General features: G+C 52.9%; 12 protein-coding genes. 9 read left to right on the top strand and 3 right to left on the bottom strand.

What is annotated here, in order from left to right:
* Positions 1-157: 157 nt before the first annotated feature.
* Both QWJ20_RS14425 and garD read right to left on the bottom strand, forming a co-directional pair.
* Entirely contained in the window at positions 158-1,693 is a 1,536-nt protein-coding gene (locus tag QWJ20_RS14425; RefSeq protein WP_433992811.1) for a methyl-accepting chemotaxis protein, read from the bottom strand.
* A gap of 654 nt (positions 1,694-2,347) precedes the next feature.
* Positions 2,348-3,922, bottom strand: a complete 1,575-nt coding sequence (gene garD / locus QWJ20_RS14430) for a galactarate dehydratase (protein WP_433992812.1) — start codon at positions 3,920-3,922, stop codon at positions 2,348-2,350.
* A 543-nt stretch (positions 3,923-4,465) separates the two neighbouring features.
* Between garD and QWJ20_RS14435 the strand changes: the two genes are divergently transcribed.
* From QWJ20_RS14435 to QWJ20_RS14460, 6 genes are all read left to right on the top strand, one after another.
* A complete protein-coding gene (locus tag QWJ20_RS14435) occupies positions 4,466-5,818 on the top strand; it encodes an MFS transporter (RefSeq protein ID WP_039486222.1) in 1,353 nt (450 codons plus the stop codon).
* 809 nt (positions 5,819-6,627) lie between these two features.
* Positions 6,628-7,965 (top strand): enolase C-terminal domain-like protein, encoded by a 1,338-nt coding sequence (locus QWJ20_RS14440; RefSeq protein ID WP_433992813.1) that lies wholly within the window; start codon positions 6,628-6,630, stop codon positions 7,963-7,965.
* Between the two features lie 36 nt (positions 7,966-8,001).
* On the top strand, positions 8,002-9,342 hold the full coding sequence (gudD, locus tag QWJ20_RS14445) for a glucarate dehydratase (protein ID WP_039486219.1): 1,341 nt from the start codon (positions 8,002-8,004) through the stop codon (positions 9,340-9,342).
* 69 nt (positions 9,343-9,411) lie between these two features.
* Positions 9,412-10,182: a 2-dehydro-3-deoxyglucarate aldolase gene (garL, locus tag QWJ20_RS14450; RefSeq protein ID WP_039486217.1), complete on the top strand. Its 771-nt coding sequence runs from the start codon at positions 9,412-9,414 to the stop codon at positions 10,180-10,182.
* Positions 10,183-10,241: 59 nt separating this feature from the next.
* Positions 10,242-11,156 (top strand): 2-hydroxy-3-oxopropionate reductase, encoded by a 915-nt coding sequence (garR, locus tag QWJ20_RS14455; RefSeq protein ID WP_433992851.1) that lies wholly within the window; start codon positions 10,242-10,244, stop codon positions 11,154-11,156.
* A 177-nt stretch (positions 11,157-11,333) separates the two neighbouring features.
* Positions 11,334-12,479 carry a glycerate kinase gene (locus tag QWJ20_RS14460; RefSeq protein WP_039486213.1) on the top strand — a complete coding sequence of 382 codons (1,146 nt, stop codon included), beginning with the start codon at positions 11,334-11,336 and terminating at the stop codon, positions 12,477-12,479.
* A gap of 112 nt (positions 12,480-12,591) precedes the next feature.
* Here QWJ20_RS14460 and barA read toward each other — a convergent pair whose 3' ends face one another.
* Positions 12,592-15,387, bottom strand: coding sequence for a two-component sensor histidine kinase BarA (gene barA / locus QWJ20_RS14465; protein WP_433992814.1), 2,796 nt, complete (start codon positions 15,385-15,387; stop codon positions 12,592-12,594).
* Between the two features lie 101 nt (positions 15,388-15,488).
* Between barA and rlmD the strand changes: the two genes are divergently transcribed.
* From rlmD to QWJ20_RS14480, 3 genes are all read left to right on the top strand, one after another.
* Complete coding sequence (rlmD, locus tag QWJ20_RS14470; RefSeq protein WP_433992815.1) at positions 15,489-16,838, top strand: 23S rRNA (uracil(1939)-C(5))-methyltransferase RlmD; 1,350 nt, start codon at positions 15,489-15,491, stop codon at positions 16,836-16,838.
* 53 nt (positions 16,839-16,891) lie between these two features.
* Complete coding sequence (gene relA / locus QWJ20_RS14475; RefSeq protein ID WP_095992781.1) at positions 16,892-19,126, top strand: GTP diphosphokinase; 2,235 nt, start codon at positions 16,892-16,894, stop codon at positions 19,124-19,126.
* Between the two features lie 75 nt (positions 19,127-19,201).
* A complete protein-coding gene (locus tag QWJ20_RS14480; RefSeq protein WP_433992816.1) occupies positions 19,202-19,369 on the top strand; it encodes a hypothetical protein in 168 nt (55 codons plus the stop codon).
* Positions 19,370-19,425: the final 56 nt, after the last annotated feature.

Genomic DNA, 19,425 nt, shown 5'->3' on the forward strand with positions numbered 1-19,425 from the left:
TCCTGAAATAGGTCAGTTCTCCGATCACTATCGGCTGTGTCACTCTTTTCTTTACGAAAAACTTACAAAACGTGAGGGGCAATGAGTTTGCTCGAAGGGAAGAAAAGGGGAAAGGGCGCTTCCCACGCCCTTGCCGCAATGGATGAGATGACGTCAGTTAACTACCGTACACGTTAATCGCGCTATTCAGCCGCCTTGCCTGAAGGTTTAGCCCTTCAGCAGCTTCTGTGGAGTGGGTAACCATATCGGTGTTGCGCTGCGTCATTTGTTCTATCTGTGCAATAGAGGTATTGATCAGGCCCAATGCCGAGGTTTGCTCATGCGTTGCGTTACTGATCTCTTTGATCATGGTGGAGACTTGCAAGACTTCATCAACGATGTCGCTGATATGTTTGCCCGCGTTCTCGACCATTGTGCTGCCCTGTTTCACACTTTCGACGTTAGCATCGATCAACGTTTTAATCTCTTTGGCCGCAGAGGCGGAATGCTGCGCCAGATTGCGAACCTCAGCGGCTACCACTGCAAACCCGCGTCCTTGTACGCCAGCACGAGCGGCTTCAACGGCCGCATTCAGCGCAAGGATGTTGGTCTGGAAGGCAATGCTGTCTATCACGCCAATGATATCAACAATTTTATCACTGGCGCTGGAGATGGAATCCATCATGCCGATGGTTTCCTTCATGATATTGCCACCTTTAAACGCGGTGCTGCTGGCGGCTTCTGCCATGGTGGTGGCCTGTGCCGCCGTTTCTGCACTCTGCTGCACGGCAACGGTAATTTCTTCAATGGCGGCGGCAGTTTGCTGCAGATTGGCCGATGTTTCTTCCGTGCGGGTATTCAGGTCGACATTGTTTTCCGCCAGCTTATGGCTGACGTTGGTGATGCCGTTTACCTGTGTACTGACGTCGTCAACAAGCGAATGCAGGTTCAGGCCAAACTGGTTAACAGAGCGTAGCAGCAAGCCAATTTCGTCGACCCGGTTCAGGTGGACATGCTTTACTTTACGGCCCGATACCACATGCTGAGCCTGCTTCATTATCATCCTGATTGGCTGTGCAATTTGCTTTTGCAGAAACTGATCCGTGATGACGATGAGTAATAGCGTCAGTGCCAATAGCCATAGCGGATTCATGCCATTGAAAGCAAGTAGTGCAGGAATGAGTCCCACTGCTAAGACGGCTAAACGCAAGCGCCAGCGGACTGACAATTTCTGTAAAAGCGACAGTGGCGAAAAGAGTCCGGTGCGAACGACTAACCCTTTGTAGAATTTACGGCTGCCCGCCTGTTTTTTCTGCACGGCGCTATACAGCGTTTCGGCATACTTGATTTCTTCTGCGTTGGGCGTGTTACGTACTGAGATATAGCCTGCGAGCTGCTCCTGCTGGTAGACCGGCGTAACGTTGGCGCGAACCCAGTAGTGGTCACCGTTGTTGCGACGATTTTTAACTAACCCAGTCCAGCTATCGCCTTGTTTCAGCGTAAACCACATGTCGGCATAGGCTTCAACGGGCATGTCGGGATGGCGCACAATATTGTGAGGCTGGTTGATGAGCTGCTCTTCGGAAAAACCACTAACCGCAATGAAGGCAGAGTTGGCATAGGTGATGTGGCTGTGAATATTTGTCGTGGACATCAATATGGTGTCCATGTCTAACAGATACTCCTGCTGTGTAACAGGTGTATTTAATCTCATTAGAAACCCCGGCGTACGTATCCCGCTCAGTTTCCAGGTTCAGACACGCTGGCCGCTTTTCTCGCTTCAGACGCTCTGGTTATTACAGAGGCTGAAACGCCGTGTCGCTGCCGAATGGTTCGTCCCGTGAAATCTGTCAGGCATATTGCTGTGTAAATATTCAAGTTATTCAAATGGGTATACTGAAATTTTTTGGGTGGCTTACTCATTTATATAAAATAATGTTATGCATTATTTATAATGAGCGGCCTATTTACCCTATATTGTGCGTGATGGAGATTTTGTAACAAATATTTCATCAGTGTTAGCACGCTTTTTCAGCACGCGTAAATTTATGATGAGGATGATTATCTGTCAATTGATTCATTTTATTGGCAATAAATAATTGGTAAAAAATGATTAAAAATAGGTGGGGAGTAAAATAGGGATTTTTCTTAAAAGGTGTTTTGGACTCGATGAATTTGACGCTAAGAAGAATAACTTGTTAAGTTTTTTTTATTTTTTCTTTGCATGAATGAAATTAAATGTTGCTGCTCTGCTGTTTATTCTTTTAATTACGGCGTTTCTTCCATTTTTATTAACGCTGAATTTATTGTAGATCAAATAACGCGATCCGCAGACCAGATAATGACGCTGGCCTGCGGAGAACGGTAATCAGGTTACCGGAGCTGGATTGAAGACGGCCAGTGCGTTATGCAGCCCCCACTGATCGGACCAGGTTTTTTTCCTGCCGCTGGCGATATCCAAAATGAAGTGGAAAAGCTGCCAGCCTACGTCTTCGATCGTGGCCTCTCCGGTAGCAATGGTTCCGGCATCAATATCCATCAGATCGTGCCAGCGGTTTGCCAATGCGGTTCGGGTCGCCATTTTGATGACGGGGACAGCCAGCAGGCCATAAGGGGTACCGCGACCGGTGGTGAAGACCTGCACGGTGATACCAGAAGCGAGCTGCTGGGTGCCGCACACGAAGTCGCTGGCCGGTGTTGCGGCGTAAATCAAGCCACGTTTGGTTGGGCGCTGACCGGGGGACAGGACTTCGACAATCGCGCTGGTGCCGGATTTGGCGATGGAACCAAGCGCTTTTTCCACCACGTTCGCGAGACCACCTTTTTTATTGCCCGGCGATGGGTTGGCGCTACGGTCGGTCTGGCCACTGTCGAGATAGTTATCGTACCAGGCCATTTCTTCCAGCAGGCGTTTACCGACTTCTTCATTGATGACGCGTGGCGTTAACAGATGAATGGCATCGCGCACTTCGGTCACTTCGGAGAACATGACGGTTGCACCGCAGCGGACCAAGAGATCGGAGGCAAAACCAACGGCTGGGTTCGCGGTGACGCCGGAGAAAGCATCGCTACCGCCACACTGCATGCCGACAACCAACTCAGAGGCCGGACAGGTTTCACGCTGACGTTTGTTCAACCGTTGCAGGTGCTTGTCTGCCATCGTCAGAATGTCATCCACCATCGATCTGAAACCAACGTGGTGTTCATCCTGCAAGCGGACAATGCTGGTGTCGTCGAGGGAGATGGCTTGTACATCAGGCGTTCCTTCCAGCAGGCGCTCCGGCTGTAATTTTTCACAGCCTAGGCCGACCACCAGTATCTCGCCGCCAAAATTCGGGTTCAGCGCCAGGTTGTGAATGGTACGGATGGGAACCACCGCAGCAGGGGCATTGATTGCCACACCACAGCCATAAAGATGGTTGAGTGCGACCACGCCATCCACATTGGGATATCTCGGCAATAAGTCTCGCTCGATAATTTTGACGACATAGTCCACCACGCCCGCGACGCAGTGCACGCTGGTGGTAATGCCTAACAGATTTTTCGTCCCTATGCTGCCATCGGCGTTGCGGTAACCTTCAAAGGTGTAGCCTTCCAGCGCAGGCAGCGTGGGGGGGATTTTGGTCGCCAGCGGTAGGGTTTCCAGCGCGGGAGCCTGAGGCAACTCGACCAGAGATTCATCGATCCAGCTTCCTTTGGCAATATCACGCAGCGCATACCCGATAATTTCACCATAGCGGACGATGGCACCTGATTTGGCGATATCCACAAGAGCTACTTTGTGACCTTGCGGAACATGCTCAATTAATTCCAGATCATCATTAAAACGGGTTCCAGCACGTAAGCCATTATTATTAACAACAATGGCAACATTATCAGAATCGTGAACCTTAATATAAAGTGGCTGCTCTTGTGCAGCATTACTTTCTGATTTATCTGACATGATGCAAGCCTTTATTATTGGTTTATCAGAAACGCAGTGGTAATGATTACCACGCTATTATTTCATTGCTCGCTAACGAGTATACGTGAGGTTCTCTTCTCGTACATTATGCAATTGACCTAAGCCAGCGCTTTTTGTTTCTTATTTATCAGGCGAAGACCCAATTTTCGGTGAGTTTGATCACATTCTGACTGCGCACGGTTTTTCAGAAGGAAATAACAATAATGTGTATAAATGTAAAAAGAGAAAGGCGGTGTTTTTCGTGAAATACCTCGCATTATATAGGGCAAGTGCACCAACATATTCAAAAGGACATTTTTAATGTTGTGCTTTTAGCTAGTGAGCAGTCAGTGGGTAAAAATTATAATGTTCCTGCGAGTTGAAGATGTCAGCTAATTACTCTGATGCTATATAGCCTGGCTATTCGCAAAAAAAATAAAAATGGGAATGTTAACTATCCACTGATCTTCATTCTGATAACCCTACACCGTTATCTGTTATTCGGAATGAATGAGCGAACCGCGATTGAAGCAGGAGTTCATCATGAATACAGTAAGCTCAGCAGCTGGCGCGATACAAAAGAGAACAAACGCCCGCTACTGGATTGTCGTGATGTTGTTTATTGTCACGTCATTTAACTATGGAGACCGCGCGACCTTGTCCATTGCTGGTTCAGCAATGTCTAAGGAAATTGGGTTGGACGCGGTGGGGATGGGTTATATCTTCTCAGCGTTCTCCTGGGCGTATGTTATTGGACAAATACCTGGAGGCTGGCTGCTCGATCGCTTTGGCTCAAAGAAAGTCTACTTCTACAGTATCTTAACCTGGTCGATTTTTACCTTATTACAAGGCTTTGTCGATATCTTCAGCGGTGCGGGCATCGTTATTTCTCTGTTCCTCCTGCGCTTTATGGTCGGCCTGTGTGAGTCACCTTCCTTCCCAGGGAATAGCCGAATTGTGGCTGCCTGGTTCCCTGCACAAGAACGTGGTACTGCCGTCGCGATATTCAACTCGGCACAGTATTTTGCCACGGTCATTTTTGCACCGATCATGGGATGGTTGACGCAGGCAGTAGGCTGGGCGCACGTGTTCTGGTTCATGGGAGGGCTGGGTATCATTCTGAGCTTTGTCTGGCTGAAAGTAATCCACGATCCGAAAGATCACCCAGGGGTGAATCAGGCCGAACTGGATTACATCGAAGCCGGTGGTGCCCTGATTAATATGGACGCTAAAGGGACGAAGAAAGCGACCGAGAAAGGCGAAAAATGGCATCAGATCAAGCAATTAATGCAGTCTCGCATGATGCTGGGTGTGTATATCGGTCAATACTGTATTAACGCACTGACCTACTTCTTTATCACCTGGTTCCCGCTTTATCTGGTTCAGGCGCGTGGTATGTCGATCCTCAAAGCAGGATTTGTCGCCTCGGTTCCTGCTATCTGTGGTTTTGTCGGGGGCGTTCTGGGCGGCATTATTTCCGATTACCTGATGCGCCGGACCAATTCACTGACCTTTGCCCGTAAAACGCCAATCGTTCTCGGTATGTTGCTCTCCATGTCGATGGTGATTTGTAACTACGTTGAAACCGAGTGGGTCGTTATTGCGGTGATGTCTGCAGCCTTCTTCGGCAAAGGCATTGGTGCGCTGGGCTGGGCGGTTATGGCCGATACCGCACCGAAAGAAATCAGCGGATTGAGCGGTGGACTGTTCAATATGTTTGGTAACGCGTCTGGTATCGTGACGCCGATTGCGATTGGCTACATCATCGGAATGACCGGTTCCTTCAATGGTGGTCTGGTGTATGTCGGGATTCATGCGCTGGTTGCGATCTTCAGCTACCTGTTCATCGTGAAAGATATTAAACGTGTCGAATTGAAGCCGTTCGTTAAGAATTAAGGCCAGTCGTTACCGTATTCGTTTGAATATAGGCAATAACACAAAACGCTGCGCCATCGTACTGATGGCGCAGCGTTTCGCTATATCCCGTCATACTTCAAGTTGCATGTGCGTTGGCTGCGTTCACTCACCCGAATCACTTACTTGAGTAAGCTCATCGGGATGAAATGAGAGACATCCTGTCTCTCACCGAAGGCCAGCCTTTGGCTGGTCAAATTCGTTCCCGACGAATTTGTCATTCTCTTGCCTCCTGCCTGAAACTCGAATTATTTAGGGTATAGATTTGCCATTTATTTATGTCATGGAAAGCTGGGTTTTACCTCTTCGAAATCGGGTGCCAAGGGGATGTATTTCGGTGTTTATAAGGCGGAAATTCGCTTTTCCCGGTTTTCGTGAAACACCTCCCATTGGCCTGTGATAATGACATATTTAATCTGCATTTCGACAGGGAATGCTGTGCTATTGCCCAATGAGTTGTGAAATAAGAAAACTTATACTTTTTACTGAGGTTGGTGAGGCGGTACGAATGACAACACCGCATTCCTGACTGGTTTATTTCAGTAATAACCTGTTTTTATTCTGACAATCTTACAAGCCCTACAAGCATTGTTCAGTTCAAATCAGAGTAAAAACAAGGTCGCGCTAATAAAGTAGGAAAACAACATGAAATTATCTACTGGTGCACCATCCGTTTTTTCTTTCTGTATGACTGAATTATTTTCATCCGCCTCAGCGCGCCCTTGCGTTGTGGCAACCATCGGAAACCTACGCGTCAATCCTGTGCGCGCCATTCATGACGGGAGCCTGTCATGACAAACTTTTCAGCGACGCCTGTGATTACCGACATGAAAGTCATCCCCGTTGCGGGCTATGACAGCATGTTGCTGAACATCGGCGGTGCGCATGGTGCTTACTTCACGCGTAACCTCGTCATTTTAACCGATAGCGCCGGGCATACCGGTGTCGGCGAAGCGCCCGGTGGCGAAGTCATTTACAACACGCTGGTTGAGGCGATTCCCCGTGTGAAAGGCGAGCAAATCGCCCGTATGAACCGTCTGGTTCATGACATTCATGTCGGCAACCAATCTTCTGATTTTGATTCCTTCGGCAAAGGTGCCTGGACGTTTGAGCTGCGCGTGAATGCCGTGGCGGCGCTCGAAGCGGCGTTGCTCGATCTGCTGGGGCAATTCATGGGTGTTCCCGTTGCCGAGCTGCTGGGGCCGGGTAAACAGCGTGATGAAGTCACTGTACTCGGTTATCTGTTCTACATCGGCGATCGCACGAAGACAGATTTACCTTACTTATCAGGTGAAAAAGGCAAGGACGAGTGGTATCACCTGCGTCATCAGCAGGCGATGGACAGCGAGGCAATTGTGCGTTTGGCCGAAGCCACGACTGACCGCTACGGATTTAAAGATTTCAAACTCAAAGGTGGCGTACTGCCCGGCGAGCAGGAAATCGATGCCGTGAAGGCGCTGAAGAAACGTTTCCCGGATGCGCGTATTACCGTCGACCCAAACGGTGTCTGGCTGCTGGATGAAGCGATTGAATTGTGCAAAGACATGAAGGGCATTCTGACTTACGCGGAAGACCCGTGTGGTGCCGAACAAGGTTTCTCCGGTCGTGAAGTGATGGCGGAGTTCCGCCGCGCCACTGGGCTGCCAGTAGCGACCAACATGATTGCTACCAACTGGCGTGAAATGAACCATGCCGTGATGTTACAGGCAGTCGATATTCCGCTGGCCGATCCGCATTTCTGGACGATGCACGGTGCGGTGCGCGTCGCCCAACTGTGTGATGAGTGGGGCCTGACATGGGGCTGCCATTCCAATAACCACTTCGATATTTCTTTGGCGATGTTCACGCACGTGGGCGCTGCGGCACCGGGTAACCCGACTGCGATTGATACGCACTGGATCTGGCAGGAAGGGCAGCATTTGACCAAAGAGCCGCTGCAAATCGTCAACGGAAAAATTAAGGTGCCGGATCGTCCCGGTCTGGGAATTGAGCTGGATATGGAACAGGTCATGAAAGCCCACGACTTGTACAAAAAATTACCGAGCGGGGCACGTAATGATGCCGTCGCCATGCAGTACCTGATTCCTGGTTGGAAGTTTGATCGTAAACGCCCGGTTTTTGGCCGCTAACCCTACATAGAAAAATTAGAGAGAAAGGATAAGAAAATGACATTGCAAAGTTCAACCCCGGTGATTACCCATATGCAGGTTATTCCGGTTGCAGGTCACGACAGTATGCTGCTCAACCTGAGTGGCGCACATGCACCTTATTTCACTCGCAACATTGTTATTCTGAAAGATAACGCCGGGAATACCGGTGTCGGAGAAATTCCTGGCGGTGAGAAAATCCGTCAGACGCTGGAGGATGCTGCCGCGCTGGTGGTGGGCAAAACGCTGGGCGAATACAAAAACGTGATGACGGCGGTGCGTGCACAGTTCGCCGACCGCGATTCTTCCGGGCGTGGTTTGCAGACGTTCGATCTGCGTACCACTATCCATGTCGTCACGGGGATCGAAGCTGCCATGCTCGATTTGCTGGGGCAGTTCCTCAACGTCAGCGTGGCCTCGCTGCTGGGCGATGGGCAACAGCGTGATGCCGTCGAGATGCTGGGCTATCTGTTCTACATCGGCGATCGTAATAAAACCGACTTGCCTTACCAGAGCCAAACTAATGAGAAATGTGACTGGTATCGTCTGCGTCATGAAGAGGCCCTGACGCCAGAAACCATCGTGCGTCTGGCTGAAGCCGCGTACGAAAAATACGGTTTCAACGATTTCAAATTGAAAGGCGGCGTACTGGCCGGTAGCGAAGAGGCTGAGGCGGTTACCGCGCTGGCGAAACGCTTCCCACAGGCTCGCATCACGCTGGATCCAAACGGTGCATGGTCGCTGGATGAAGCCATCGGTCTGGGCAAACAGCTGCGCGGCGTGCTGGCGTATGCCGAAGATCCGTGCGGCGCGGAGCAAGGTTTCTCTGGCCGTGAAGTCATGGCGGAATTCCGTCGTGCGACGGGGCTGCCTACCGCGACCAACATGATCGCCACCGACTGGCGGCAGATGGGTCACACTATTTCGCTGCAATCGGTCGATATTCCGTTGGCCGATCCGCACTTCTGGACGATGCAAGGTTCGGTTCGCGTGGCGCAGATGTGCCACGAATGGGGCTTAACTTGGGGTTCTCACTCCAATAACCACTTTGATATTTCACTGGCCATGTTTACTCAGGTCGCCGCGGCGGCACCGGGCAAGATTACGGCGATTGATACGCACTGGATCTGGCAGGAAGGCAATCAACGCCTGACGAAAGAGCCGTTGCAGATTGTTGGCGGCATGGTGGAAGTGCCGAAGAAACCGGGTCTGGGCGTTGAGCTGGATATGGACCAGGTGATGAAAGCACATGAACTGTATAAAAACATGGGATTAGGCGCACGTAACGACGCCATGGGAATGCAGTACCTTATTCCTGAGTGGACGTTTGATAATAAACGTCCGTGTCTGGTTCGCTAACGTTCTGATTTTCCGTTTTTTGAGCGCGCCGCTTCAGGCAAGCGGCGCTGGAATGACCGAGGATAAAAAATGAAGACTCCGCTGTTACCTAACCGTTTTCGCCAAGATTTGCTGCAGGGGAAAACGTTGATTGGCTGCTGGTGTGCGCTGGGCAACCCGATTTCAACTGAAGTGCTGGGGCTGGCGGGATTCGACTGGCTGGTGCTGGATGGAGAGCATGCGCCTAACGATATCGTGACGTTTATTCCTCAGCTCATGGCGCTGAAAGGCAGCCACAGCGCGCCTGTTGTCCGTCCGCCGTGCAATGAGCCGATCATCATTAAGCGGCTGCTGGATATCGGGTTCAATAACTTCCTGATTCCCTTCGTGGAAACGGCGGAAGAAGCCGCGCGTGCGGTTGCATCAACCCGTTATCCGCCAGCCGGTATCCGCGGTGTTTCCGTGGCGCACCGTAGCAACAGCTATGGCACCGAACCGGACTATTTCGCCAAGATTAACGACAACATTACCGTCGTGGTGCAAATCGAAAGTCAGGACGGCCTCGACAACCTGGATGCAATTATCGCGGTTGACGGCGTAGATGGCGTGTTTGTTGGCCCAAGCGACCTGTCTGCGGCGCTGGGCTATCTCGGCCAGCCTAACCATCCTGACGTGCAGAAGGCGATCCGCCACATCTTCGATCGTACCGCCGCGCACAACAAGCCGTGCGGCATTCTGGCTCCGGTTGAAGCCGATGCGCGTCGTTATCTGGAATGGGGCGCAAGCTTCGTTGCGGTTGGTAGCGATCTGGGCGTATTCCGCAGCGCAACACAGGCACTGAGCGACAAGTACAAGAAGTAATTCATTAATTCCGTGCGAATCGGATCCGCCATGAGGCGGGTTCATCGTGAATTGAAGTGATATCTACATCAGACAATGAGGTTAGGGCGATGAAAATTGGTTTTATTGGATTGGGCATCATGGGAAAACCGATGAGTAAAAATCTGCTGAAAGCAGGTTACTCATTAGTCGTGATGGATCGAAATCTGGACGCGGTCGCGGAAGTGGTTGCGGCGGGCGCCACGGCGGCTGAAACGCCGAAACAGGTTGCAGAGCTGTGCGATGTCATCATCACCATGCTGCCTAACTCTCCGCACGTTAAAGACGTGGTGCTGGGTGAAAACGGCGTCATCGACGGTGCACGCGCCGGAAGCATTGTGGTGGATATGAGTTCAATCGCCCCGCTTGCCAGCCGTGAAATTGCTACCGCACTGGCGGCGAAAGAGATCGCCATGCTGGACGCGCCAGTCAGCGGCGGTGAGCCTAAAGCGATCGACGGCACGCTGTCCGTGATGGTCGGTGGTGAGAAAGCTCAGTTTGATCGCTGCGTTGAGATTCTGAAATCCATGGCAGGTTCCGTTGTTCATACCGGTGATATCGGCGCGGGTAACGTGACCAAACTGGCGAACCAGGTGATTGTAGCGCTGAACATTGCTGCGATGTCCGAAGCGCTGGTGCTGGCGACGAAAGCAGGCGTTAACCCGGATCTGGTTTATCAGGCGATCCGCGGTGGATTGGCGGGCAGCACCGTGCTGGATGCGAAAGCGCCGATGGTGATGGATCGTAACTTTAAGCCGGGTTTCCGCATCGATCTGCACATCAAGGATTTGGCGAACGCGCTGGATACCTCACACGGCGTCGGTGCTCAGTTGCCGTTAACCGCAGCGGTGATGGAAATGATGCAGGCGCTGAAAGCGGACGATCTGGGATCGGCCGACCACAGTGCGCTGGCGTGTTACTACGAGAAGCTAGCCAAAGTTGAAGTTACGCGATAAGCCGTGAAGCGATAGTCACGAGGCTGGCACAGGATGCCAGCCGACTGGCAGATAATCACTCTGATCTACCTACTGGGTTTCAGGATTTGCTGCCCTGAACGTTGGCAGGTATAAGCGCCGTTTCATGAGCGCGCGGATTATTGATGCAATCGGAACGTTGATGAAATCGGATCGTTTATGAAAATAGTGATCGCACCGGATTCTTATAAAGAAAGCCTGTCTGCACAAGATGTTGCTACGCAGATTGAAAAGGGATTTCGTGAAATATTCCCCGATGCCTGCTATGTCAAATTGCCTGTTGCAGATGGTGGGGAAGGCACCGTTGAAGCCATGGTCGCTGCGACCGATGGCAAGATTGTGAATGTTAAGGTGACAGGGCCGTTAGGCGATAACATCGATGCGTTTTTTGGCCTGTCTGGCGATGAAAAAACGGCTTTTATTGAGATGGCGGCGGCAAGCGGTCTGGAACGTGTGCCTTCGCAACAGCGTAACCCGTTAAAAACGACCAGCTATGGCACGGGCGAGTTGATTCGCTGCGCGTTAGATCACGGTGTTCGGCATTGCATCATCGGGATTGGCGGAAGCGCAACCAATGACGGCGGGTCGGGCATGGTGCAGGCGCTGGGCGCGAAGTTGTTGGATAAGCAGGGCGAACAGATTGGTTTTGGCGGTGGTGAGCTCGACAAACTCGAACGCATCGATATCAGCGAGCTGGATGAGCGTATTAAAAGTTGTCGCTTTGAAGTGGCCTGCGATGTGACTAACCCGTTGACGGGGAAACAGGGCGCATCGGCAATTTTTGGCCCTCAGAAAGGGGCAACACCGGAGATGATTGAACAGCTGGATAATGCGCTGAAGCATTATGCGGCGGTGATTCGCCACGATCTGGATATGGACGTGGAACACGTTCCCGGTGCGGGGGCGGCGGGCGGTATGGGCGCGGCGCTACAGGCTTTTTGCGGCGCAGAGTTGCGTCAGGGCATTGAGATTGTCACGGAAGCATTGGGACTGGATGAACTGGTACGAGATGCCACGCTGGTGATTACCGGGGAAGGGCGTATCGACAGCCAGACGATCCACGGCAAAGTACCGATTGGCGTGGCGCGGATTGCCAAACAGTATAATAAACCGGTGATTGGCATTGCTGGCAGCCTGACGGCAGATGTTGCCGTGGTGCATGAACATGGCCTGGATGCCGTATTCAGCGTGCTTTACAACATCTGCTCACTCGAAGAAGCGCTGGATAATGCGGCAGAGAATGTGCGGATGACGGCACGTAATATCGCTGCCACGATCCGACTGGCGCAGTCAGTATCACGGTGATCGTCATCGTAATTTAGCAGCAATATTGTTAAGCAGTAAAAGCAGGTAAAGGGCAGGCGTCCGCAATACGCCTGCTTTACTCTACTCTATGCTCATCACTGCGCGTTCATGATTACGAATGCATAGGGTTGATATGCGGTTGGGCGGCTTTGTTAACGTTGTCGATTTCGTCCAGCAGCTCCAGCCATTCGGGTTCCAGATCGCTGGCGTGAACGCCTTTACGCAGCTGTTGTTCCAGATAGCGGCAGATGCGTTGCAGACGCGGAACGCCGCTGTAGCTGCAACTGCCGTGCAGTTTATGAACCAAATCGATGATGTCATCATCCGTCTGATCCTTCAGCACGTTTTCTATCTTCCGCCGAACCTCTGGTAAGAAATTCAACAGCATTTGCAGTAGGTCACGCGCCAGTTCTGGTTTGTTGGCTGCCTGTTGCTGCGCCAGCGCCCAGTCGAGCGATAGCTGGCTATCGTCGTGCTCGTTCAGTAATCCCGTCATATCGCCCCGACTGCGCTTCAACGGATCTTGCCGTGCATGGCGTGTCAGCACGCTTTTCAGCATCTGTTCGTCTATCGGTTTAGCCAGATAGTCATCCATACCCGAACGTAGCAGATGCTCGCGCTCACCCGTCATGGTCTGCGCCGTCACCGCGATGATCGGCGTGGTAGCGTGGTGAGGAATCTGACGGATCAGCTCGCTGGCGCAAATGCCGTCCATACCCGGCATCTGAATATCCATGAGGATAATGTCGCACTGATTCAGTTCTGCCTGTGCAATCGCATCTTGTCCGCTTTCGCACAGGATAATTGTCTCGACCTGCTCTTCCAGCAGTGTACCGATCAGTTTCAGATTAGCAGGATTGTCATCCACCGCCATTACTCTCAGCGGCAGACGGGCAGGGTGGCGTATGACACTCTGGTTCGGTGCGGTATCGTCCGGCAGAAAAGAGAGCTGGAACAGCGTGCTGTCCTGTAACAGCGGCAGCAGGCGTGACGCCGCGAGCGGTTTGCTCAGGCAGGCATGTACGCCGAAGGTTTTCAACTGCTCGGCATCCATTTGCGCCAGGCTGGGCAGCGCCAGAATCACACAGGGTGAACGGCGGCAGATATCGCGCAGTCTGGGTGTGTAGTCGAGCAGAGAGTTGCGGTATTGCACAGGAATACCGAGCAGCAGGATATCGAATTCCCCATCCGGCAGTTGCTCAAACGTCGGGCTGTAGCTCACGATAAGCGGCGTCTGGCTCAGGATATCCAGCGTGGCCTGCGCGGCGATGGGATGGTACTCAACGTAGGCCAGATGTTTGCCTTGCAGCATCGTGTAGGCTGGCTCGGTCGGCATGGCGTGCGGGTTGAGCGGCAGCGTGATGTGGAACCAGAAGGTCGATCCCTTGTTGAGCTGGCTCTGGAAACTGATGTCGCCACCCATCTCTTTGACCAGACGCTGGGTGATGACCAAACCGAGCCCCGTACCGCCATGACGGCGCGAAATACTGGTGTCGGCCTGACGGAAAGCCTGGAACAGCTGCGATTGCTGCAACTCGGCAATACCGATGCCGGTATCGCGTATTTGCACCTCTAGCTGCACCTGATGCGGTTCCTGCCGACGCTTCTCCACCCGAATATCGATGTTGCCCTGTTCGGTGAATTTAATCGCATTGCCCAGCAGGTTGGTGATGATTTGCTGTATCCGCAGCGGATCGCCGACAAACTGTTCGGGCACGTCATTCTGAATACTGAGCGTCAGCTCCAATCCTTTTTCATGTGCCGTGTGCGCCAGCAGCATCACCACGTCGTCCAGCGTGTTGTGCAGCGAGAACGGAATATCCTCCAACACCAGCTTTCCAGCTTCTAGCTTCGAGAAATCCAGCACATCGTTAATAATATTCAGCAGGTTATTGGCGGATCGTTCGATGGTGAGCAGATAGTCCGTCTGCGTGGTGTTCAGCGGCGTCTTCAACGTCTGGCGGGTGAAACCGATCACGCCATTCAGCGGCGTTCTCAGTTCGTGCGACATATTTGCCAGAAACTCTGACTTGATGCGCGCGGCTTCCTGCGCACGCTTTTTGGCCAGATCCAACTCGACGTTCTGGATCTCCATCTGCTCCAGCGTTTCCCGCAGATCGTAGGTCGCCTGATCGATATTTTGCTGCATTTCTTCATGGTAGGCGGTCAGCGACATCGCCATCGAGTTGATGCCGTTTTTCAGCATATCCAGCTCGCCGAGCATGTAACCTTCGACCCGGCTATCCAACTGCCCACGGCGAATGCGGTCAACGGTATCCACCATATTACGAATCGGGGTGGTGACATCCCGCATCAGACGATAGGCAAAGATGACTGCGGCACCCAAAGAGAGCAGCAGCAGGAGCGCGGCGATGAAGATTTCCTGATACTGCTGAAGCCGAATGGTGCTGGTATCCAGTTCGATCACCAGATAGCCGAGAGGCGTGGCGGTACCGGGCAGCACCGGAGTCGTTCCGCCTGGCATGAATTCGCTGTCATTGACGATCGGCATGTGCAGAATCAGCGCGTCATTCGTGTGGTGCAGGTGCAGTTTATTGTGTGCAAGCGCATCGTTGCTGAGCGACTGCAATGTCACGTTGTTGCGTACGTTGGTGGTCGCCAGGAGCTGATTACGCGCATCGAACACGCTAATGGTACGAATAATCGCGGAGTGGCGGCGATGAAGCGTATTGATTAACGCTGGGATCGTGTCCATCTGGCGATGGGTAATAGCGTAAGCGCTGATGGTCGCCAGCGGCTCAATGATACTGGCGCCTGAATCGGCCAACTGCGACTGCAACTGATTGTAACGATGAATGACGAAGAACGAACTCAGCAGCAACCCGATCATCAGCGTCGGTGCCAAAATCAGTATCAACATCCGTGCACGAAGACTGTATTTGGTCATGGGGTTCCAATGTGGGAGAATTAGAGGATGCTAGGCACCCTATTATTTAATTTAGTTATCGGGTACAGCCGTTCAACTCAAGAGAAAATCGATAGTACATTATGGCGCAATTCTACTCTCCAAACCGGCGTGTGACGACCCGGAAAGCGATTCCTGCTAAGAACCTCACTGTTACGGTCACGTCGCTTGATCCGTTTGGGCAAGGGGTGGCGCGTCACGAAGGCAAGACGGTGTTTGTCACGGGTGTACTGCCGGGAGAGCAGGCCGACGTTCAGTTGACGGAAGAGAAGCGTCAGTTTTCGCATGCAAAACTTAAACGCCTTCTGACGCCTAGCCCGCAGCGCGTTACGCCGCCGTGTCCGCATTTTACCCGCTGTGGCGGCTGTCAGCAGCAGCACGCGGACATCGCGCTGCAACAGAGCAGCAAAACAGCTGCATTGATGCGCCTGATGACGCGGGAAACGGGCGCAGAGCTGCCGGAAGCCTCGCTGGTGGCTGGCACACCTTATGCCTATCGGAGGCGCGCGCGGCTTGCGTTATACTTTCAGGCAAAAGAGCAGCGCCTGTTGATGGGCTATCGACAGTCAAATTCTCACGATCTGGTGGATATCAACGCCTGTCCGGTATTGCGCCCCGAGCTTGAAGCGCTGCTGCAACCGCTGCGCGACTGCCTGAACCGATTAAAGGCGGTGAAACGCCTTGGACATGTGGAACTGGTGCAGGCGGAGAACGGTCCGCTGCTGGTGCTGAGGCACCTTGACCCACTCCATTCATCGGATCAGCAGGCGCTGCGTGACTTTGCGCAGCAGCAGGGTGTTTCGGTTTATCTGGCGCCGGATGCCGACTCGCTGACGTGTTTACAGGGTGAAGAGCCGGTTTATCACGTTGCAGGGCTGACGCTGGCCTTTAGCCCGCGCGATTTTATTCAGGTCAATGACGCGGTGAACCAGCAGATGGTCGCGCAGGCGCTGGCATGGCTGGATGTGCAACCGCAGGATAGAATATTAGATCTGTTTTGTGGCATGGGTAACTTCACGCTACCGCTGGCACAGCGTGCCGCCAGCGTCGTCGGCGTGGAAGGCGTGACCGCGTTAGTTGAGAAAGGACGCGAGAATGCCCGACGCAATGGGCTGTCCAATGTCACATTTTTTCACCAAAATCTTGAAGATGACGTCACGCAGCAGCCGTGGGCGGCTCAGGGTTTTGATAAGATATTACTTGATCCAGCACGTGCGGGCGCGGCAGGCGTGATGGAGCAGATAACCAGACTGGCACCGAAACGCGTGGTGTATGTCTCCTGTAACGCCACGACGCTAGCACGCGACAGCAAAGTATTACTGGCCGCAGGTTTTAGGCTGGCGAATGTCGCCATGTTGGATATGTTTCCACATACCGGTCACCTTGAATCGATGGCACTGTTTTTGCACGATATCGGCACGCGAAAGGCGTAATAGGCAGCAAAGCGGCGTCGTTTGCAAGGTGAAGGGTAACGTAGGGAGAAATTATGGTTGCGGTAAGAAGTGCGCATTTGAATACGGCAGGTGAGTTTGTCCCTGACGCGTGGATTGCTTCGCTGGGTATTTCCAGCCAGCAATCGTGTGAACGTTTAGCCGAAACCTGGCGTTACTGTGAGCAGCAAACGCAAGATCACGCCGATGCGCCGCTACTGCTGTGGCGCGGCATTGAAATGGTGGAAATCCTGTCCACGCTCAGCATGGACAATGACAGCATGCGCGCGGCGCTGCTCTTTCCGCTGGCCGATGCGAACGTGGTCGATGAGGCAACGCTAGAAGCCGCGTTTGGTAAAAACATCGTTGATTTGGTGCATGGCGTGCGCGATATGGATGCAATCCGCCAGCTCAAAGCGACGCAGAATGATTCTGGCGCGTCTGAGCAGGTCGATAACATCCGCCGCATGCTGCTGGCGATGGTGGAAGATTTCCGCTGCGTGGTGATCAAGCTCGCCGAGCGGATCGCGCACCTGCGTGAAGTGAAGGATGCCCCGGAAGAAGAACGGGTATTGGCGGCCAAAGAGTGTACCAATATCTATGCGCCGCTGGCTAACCGCCTGGGTATCGGCCAGTTGAAGTGGGAGCTGGAGGATTTCTGCTTCCGCTATCTGCATCCTGATGAATATAAGAAAATCGCCAAGCTGCTGCACGAGCGCCGTATCGATCGCGCGCAGTACATTGACGATTTTGTCAAAACGCTGCGCAACGCGATGAAAGAAGAGGGCGTGCAGGCGGAGATCTACGGTCGTCCCAAGCATATCTACAGCATCTGGCGCAAGATGCAGAAGAAAGCGCTGTCGTTCGATGAGCTGTTCGATGTACGTGCGGTACGTATTGTCGTTGAGCGCTTGCAGGACTGCTACGGGGCGCTCGGTATCGTGCATACCCATTATCGCCATCTGCCGGACGAGTTTGACGACTACGTCGCTAACCCCAAACCAAACGGTTATCAGTCTATCCACACCGTGGTGCTAGGGCCGGGCGGGAAGACGCTCGAAATCCAGATCCGTACGCGGCAAATGCATGAAGATGCCGAACTGGGCGTGGCGGCACACTGGAAATACAAAGAAGGCACGGCTGTCGGCGGGCGTTCCGGTTACGAAGGCCGCATTGCCTGGCTGCGTAAACTGCTGGCCTGGCAGGAAGAAGTGGCGGATTCGAATGACGTACTGGACGAAGTTCGCAGTCAGGTGTTTGACGACCGGGTTTATGTCTTTACGCCGAAAGGCGATGTGGTGGATCTCCCCACCGGTTCCACGCCGTTGGATTTTGCCTATCACATCCACAGCGATATCGGTCACCGTTGCATCGGGGCGAAAATCGGCGGACGTATCGTGCCGTTTACCTACCAACTGCAAATGGGCGATCAGATTGAAATCATCACCCAGAAGCAACCGAACCCGAGCCGTGACTGGCTGAACCCGAATCTGGGGTATATCACCACCAGCCGCGGACGTTCGAAGATTCAGAACTGGTTCCGTAAGCAAGATCGCGACAAGAACATTTTGGCGGGTCGACAGATCCTGGATGACGAACTGGCGCATCTGGGTGTCAGCCTGAAAGCAGCGGAAAAACTGCTGCTGCCACGCTACAACGTGAATTCGCTGGATGAGTTACTGGCTGCTATCGGCGGCGGTGATGTTCGCCTCAACCAGATGGTGAATTTCCTGCAATCGCAGCTAAAACAGCCGAGTGCGGAAGAGCTGGATCGTGAAGCGCTGCGCCAACTGACGCAAAAATCGCATCAGCCAGCGGCACGTAACACGAAGGACAACGGCCGTGTGGTGGTAGAAGGTGTCGGCAACCTGATGCACCACATTGCCCGCTGCTGCCAGCCGATTCCGGGCGATGAGATCACCGGGTTTATCACGCGCGGGCGGGGCATTTCGATTCACCGCGCCGACTGTGAACAGTTGGACGAACTGCGCGCCAGCTCGCCGGAACGCATTGTGGATGCCGTCTGGGGCGAAAGCTACTCTAGCGGCTATTCGCTGGTGGTGAGGGTGATTGCTAACGATCGCAGCGGGTTGCTGCGAGATATCACCACGATTCTGGCGAATGAGAAGGTCAATGTACTGGGCGTCGCCAGCCGCAGCGACACCAAGCAGCAACTGGCAACGATTGATATGGACATCGAGATCTACAACCTGCAAGTGCTGGGCCGCATTCTGGCGAAGCTCAACCAACTTCCGGATGTGATTGACGCGCGGCGCCAACAAGGAGCGTAAGTATTGATGCTGTGTTTTGCCTCAAGCGTAAAAATTACGCTGAGGAAAAACAGTCATCCAGGATGAGTGGCATGGATGCCACGAAAGTCGCTGCCGCGTAGGGAACGCGTCAGCGACGGTCCGCCAGAAGACTATTTTTTCGAAGGCACCGCGAAGCGGCGTAATTCCCGCGAAAAAGACAGGGGTCACGGGGCGGCGTCGATTGGACGCCCCGTGTCGGGCGCGACGCAGTTGCGGAAGTGATCGTTGGAATGTATCGCGCACGAAACGTCTCTATCTTGTCTGCCATCTCTGTAGAA

The organism is Pectobacterium sp. S5, from assembly GCF_051707265.1.
GTDB classification, from domain to species: domain Bacteria; phylum Pseudomonadota; class Gammaproteobacteria; order Enterobacterales; family Enterobacteriaceae; genus Pectobacterium; species Pectobacterium polare.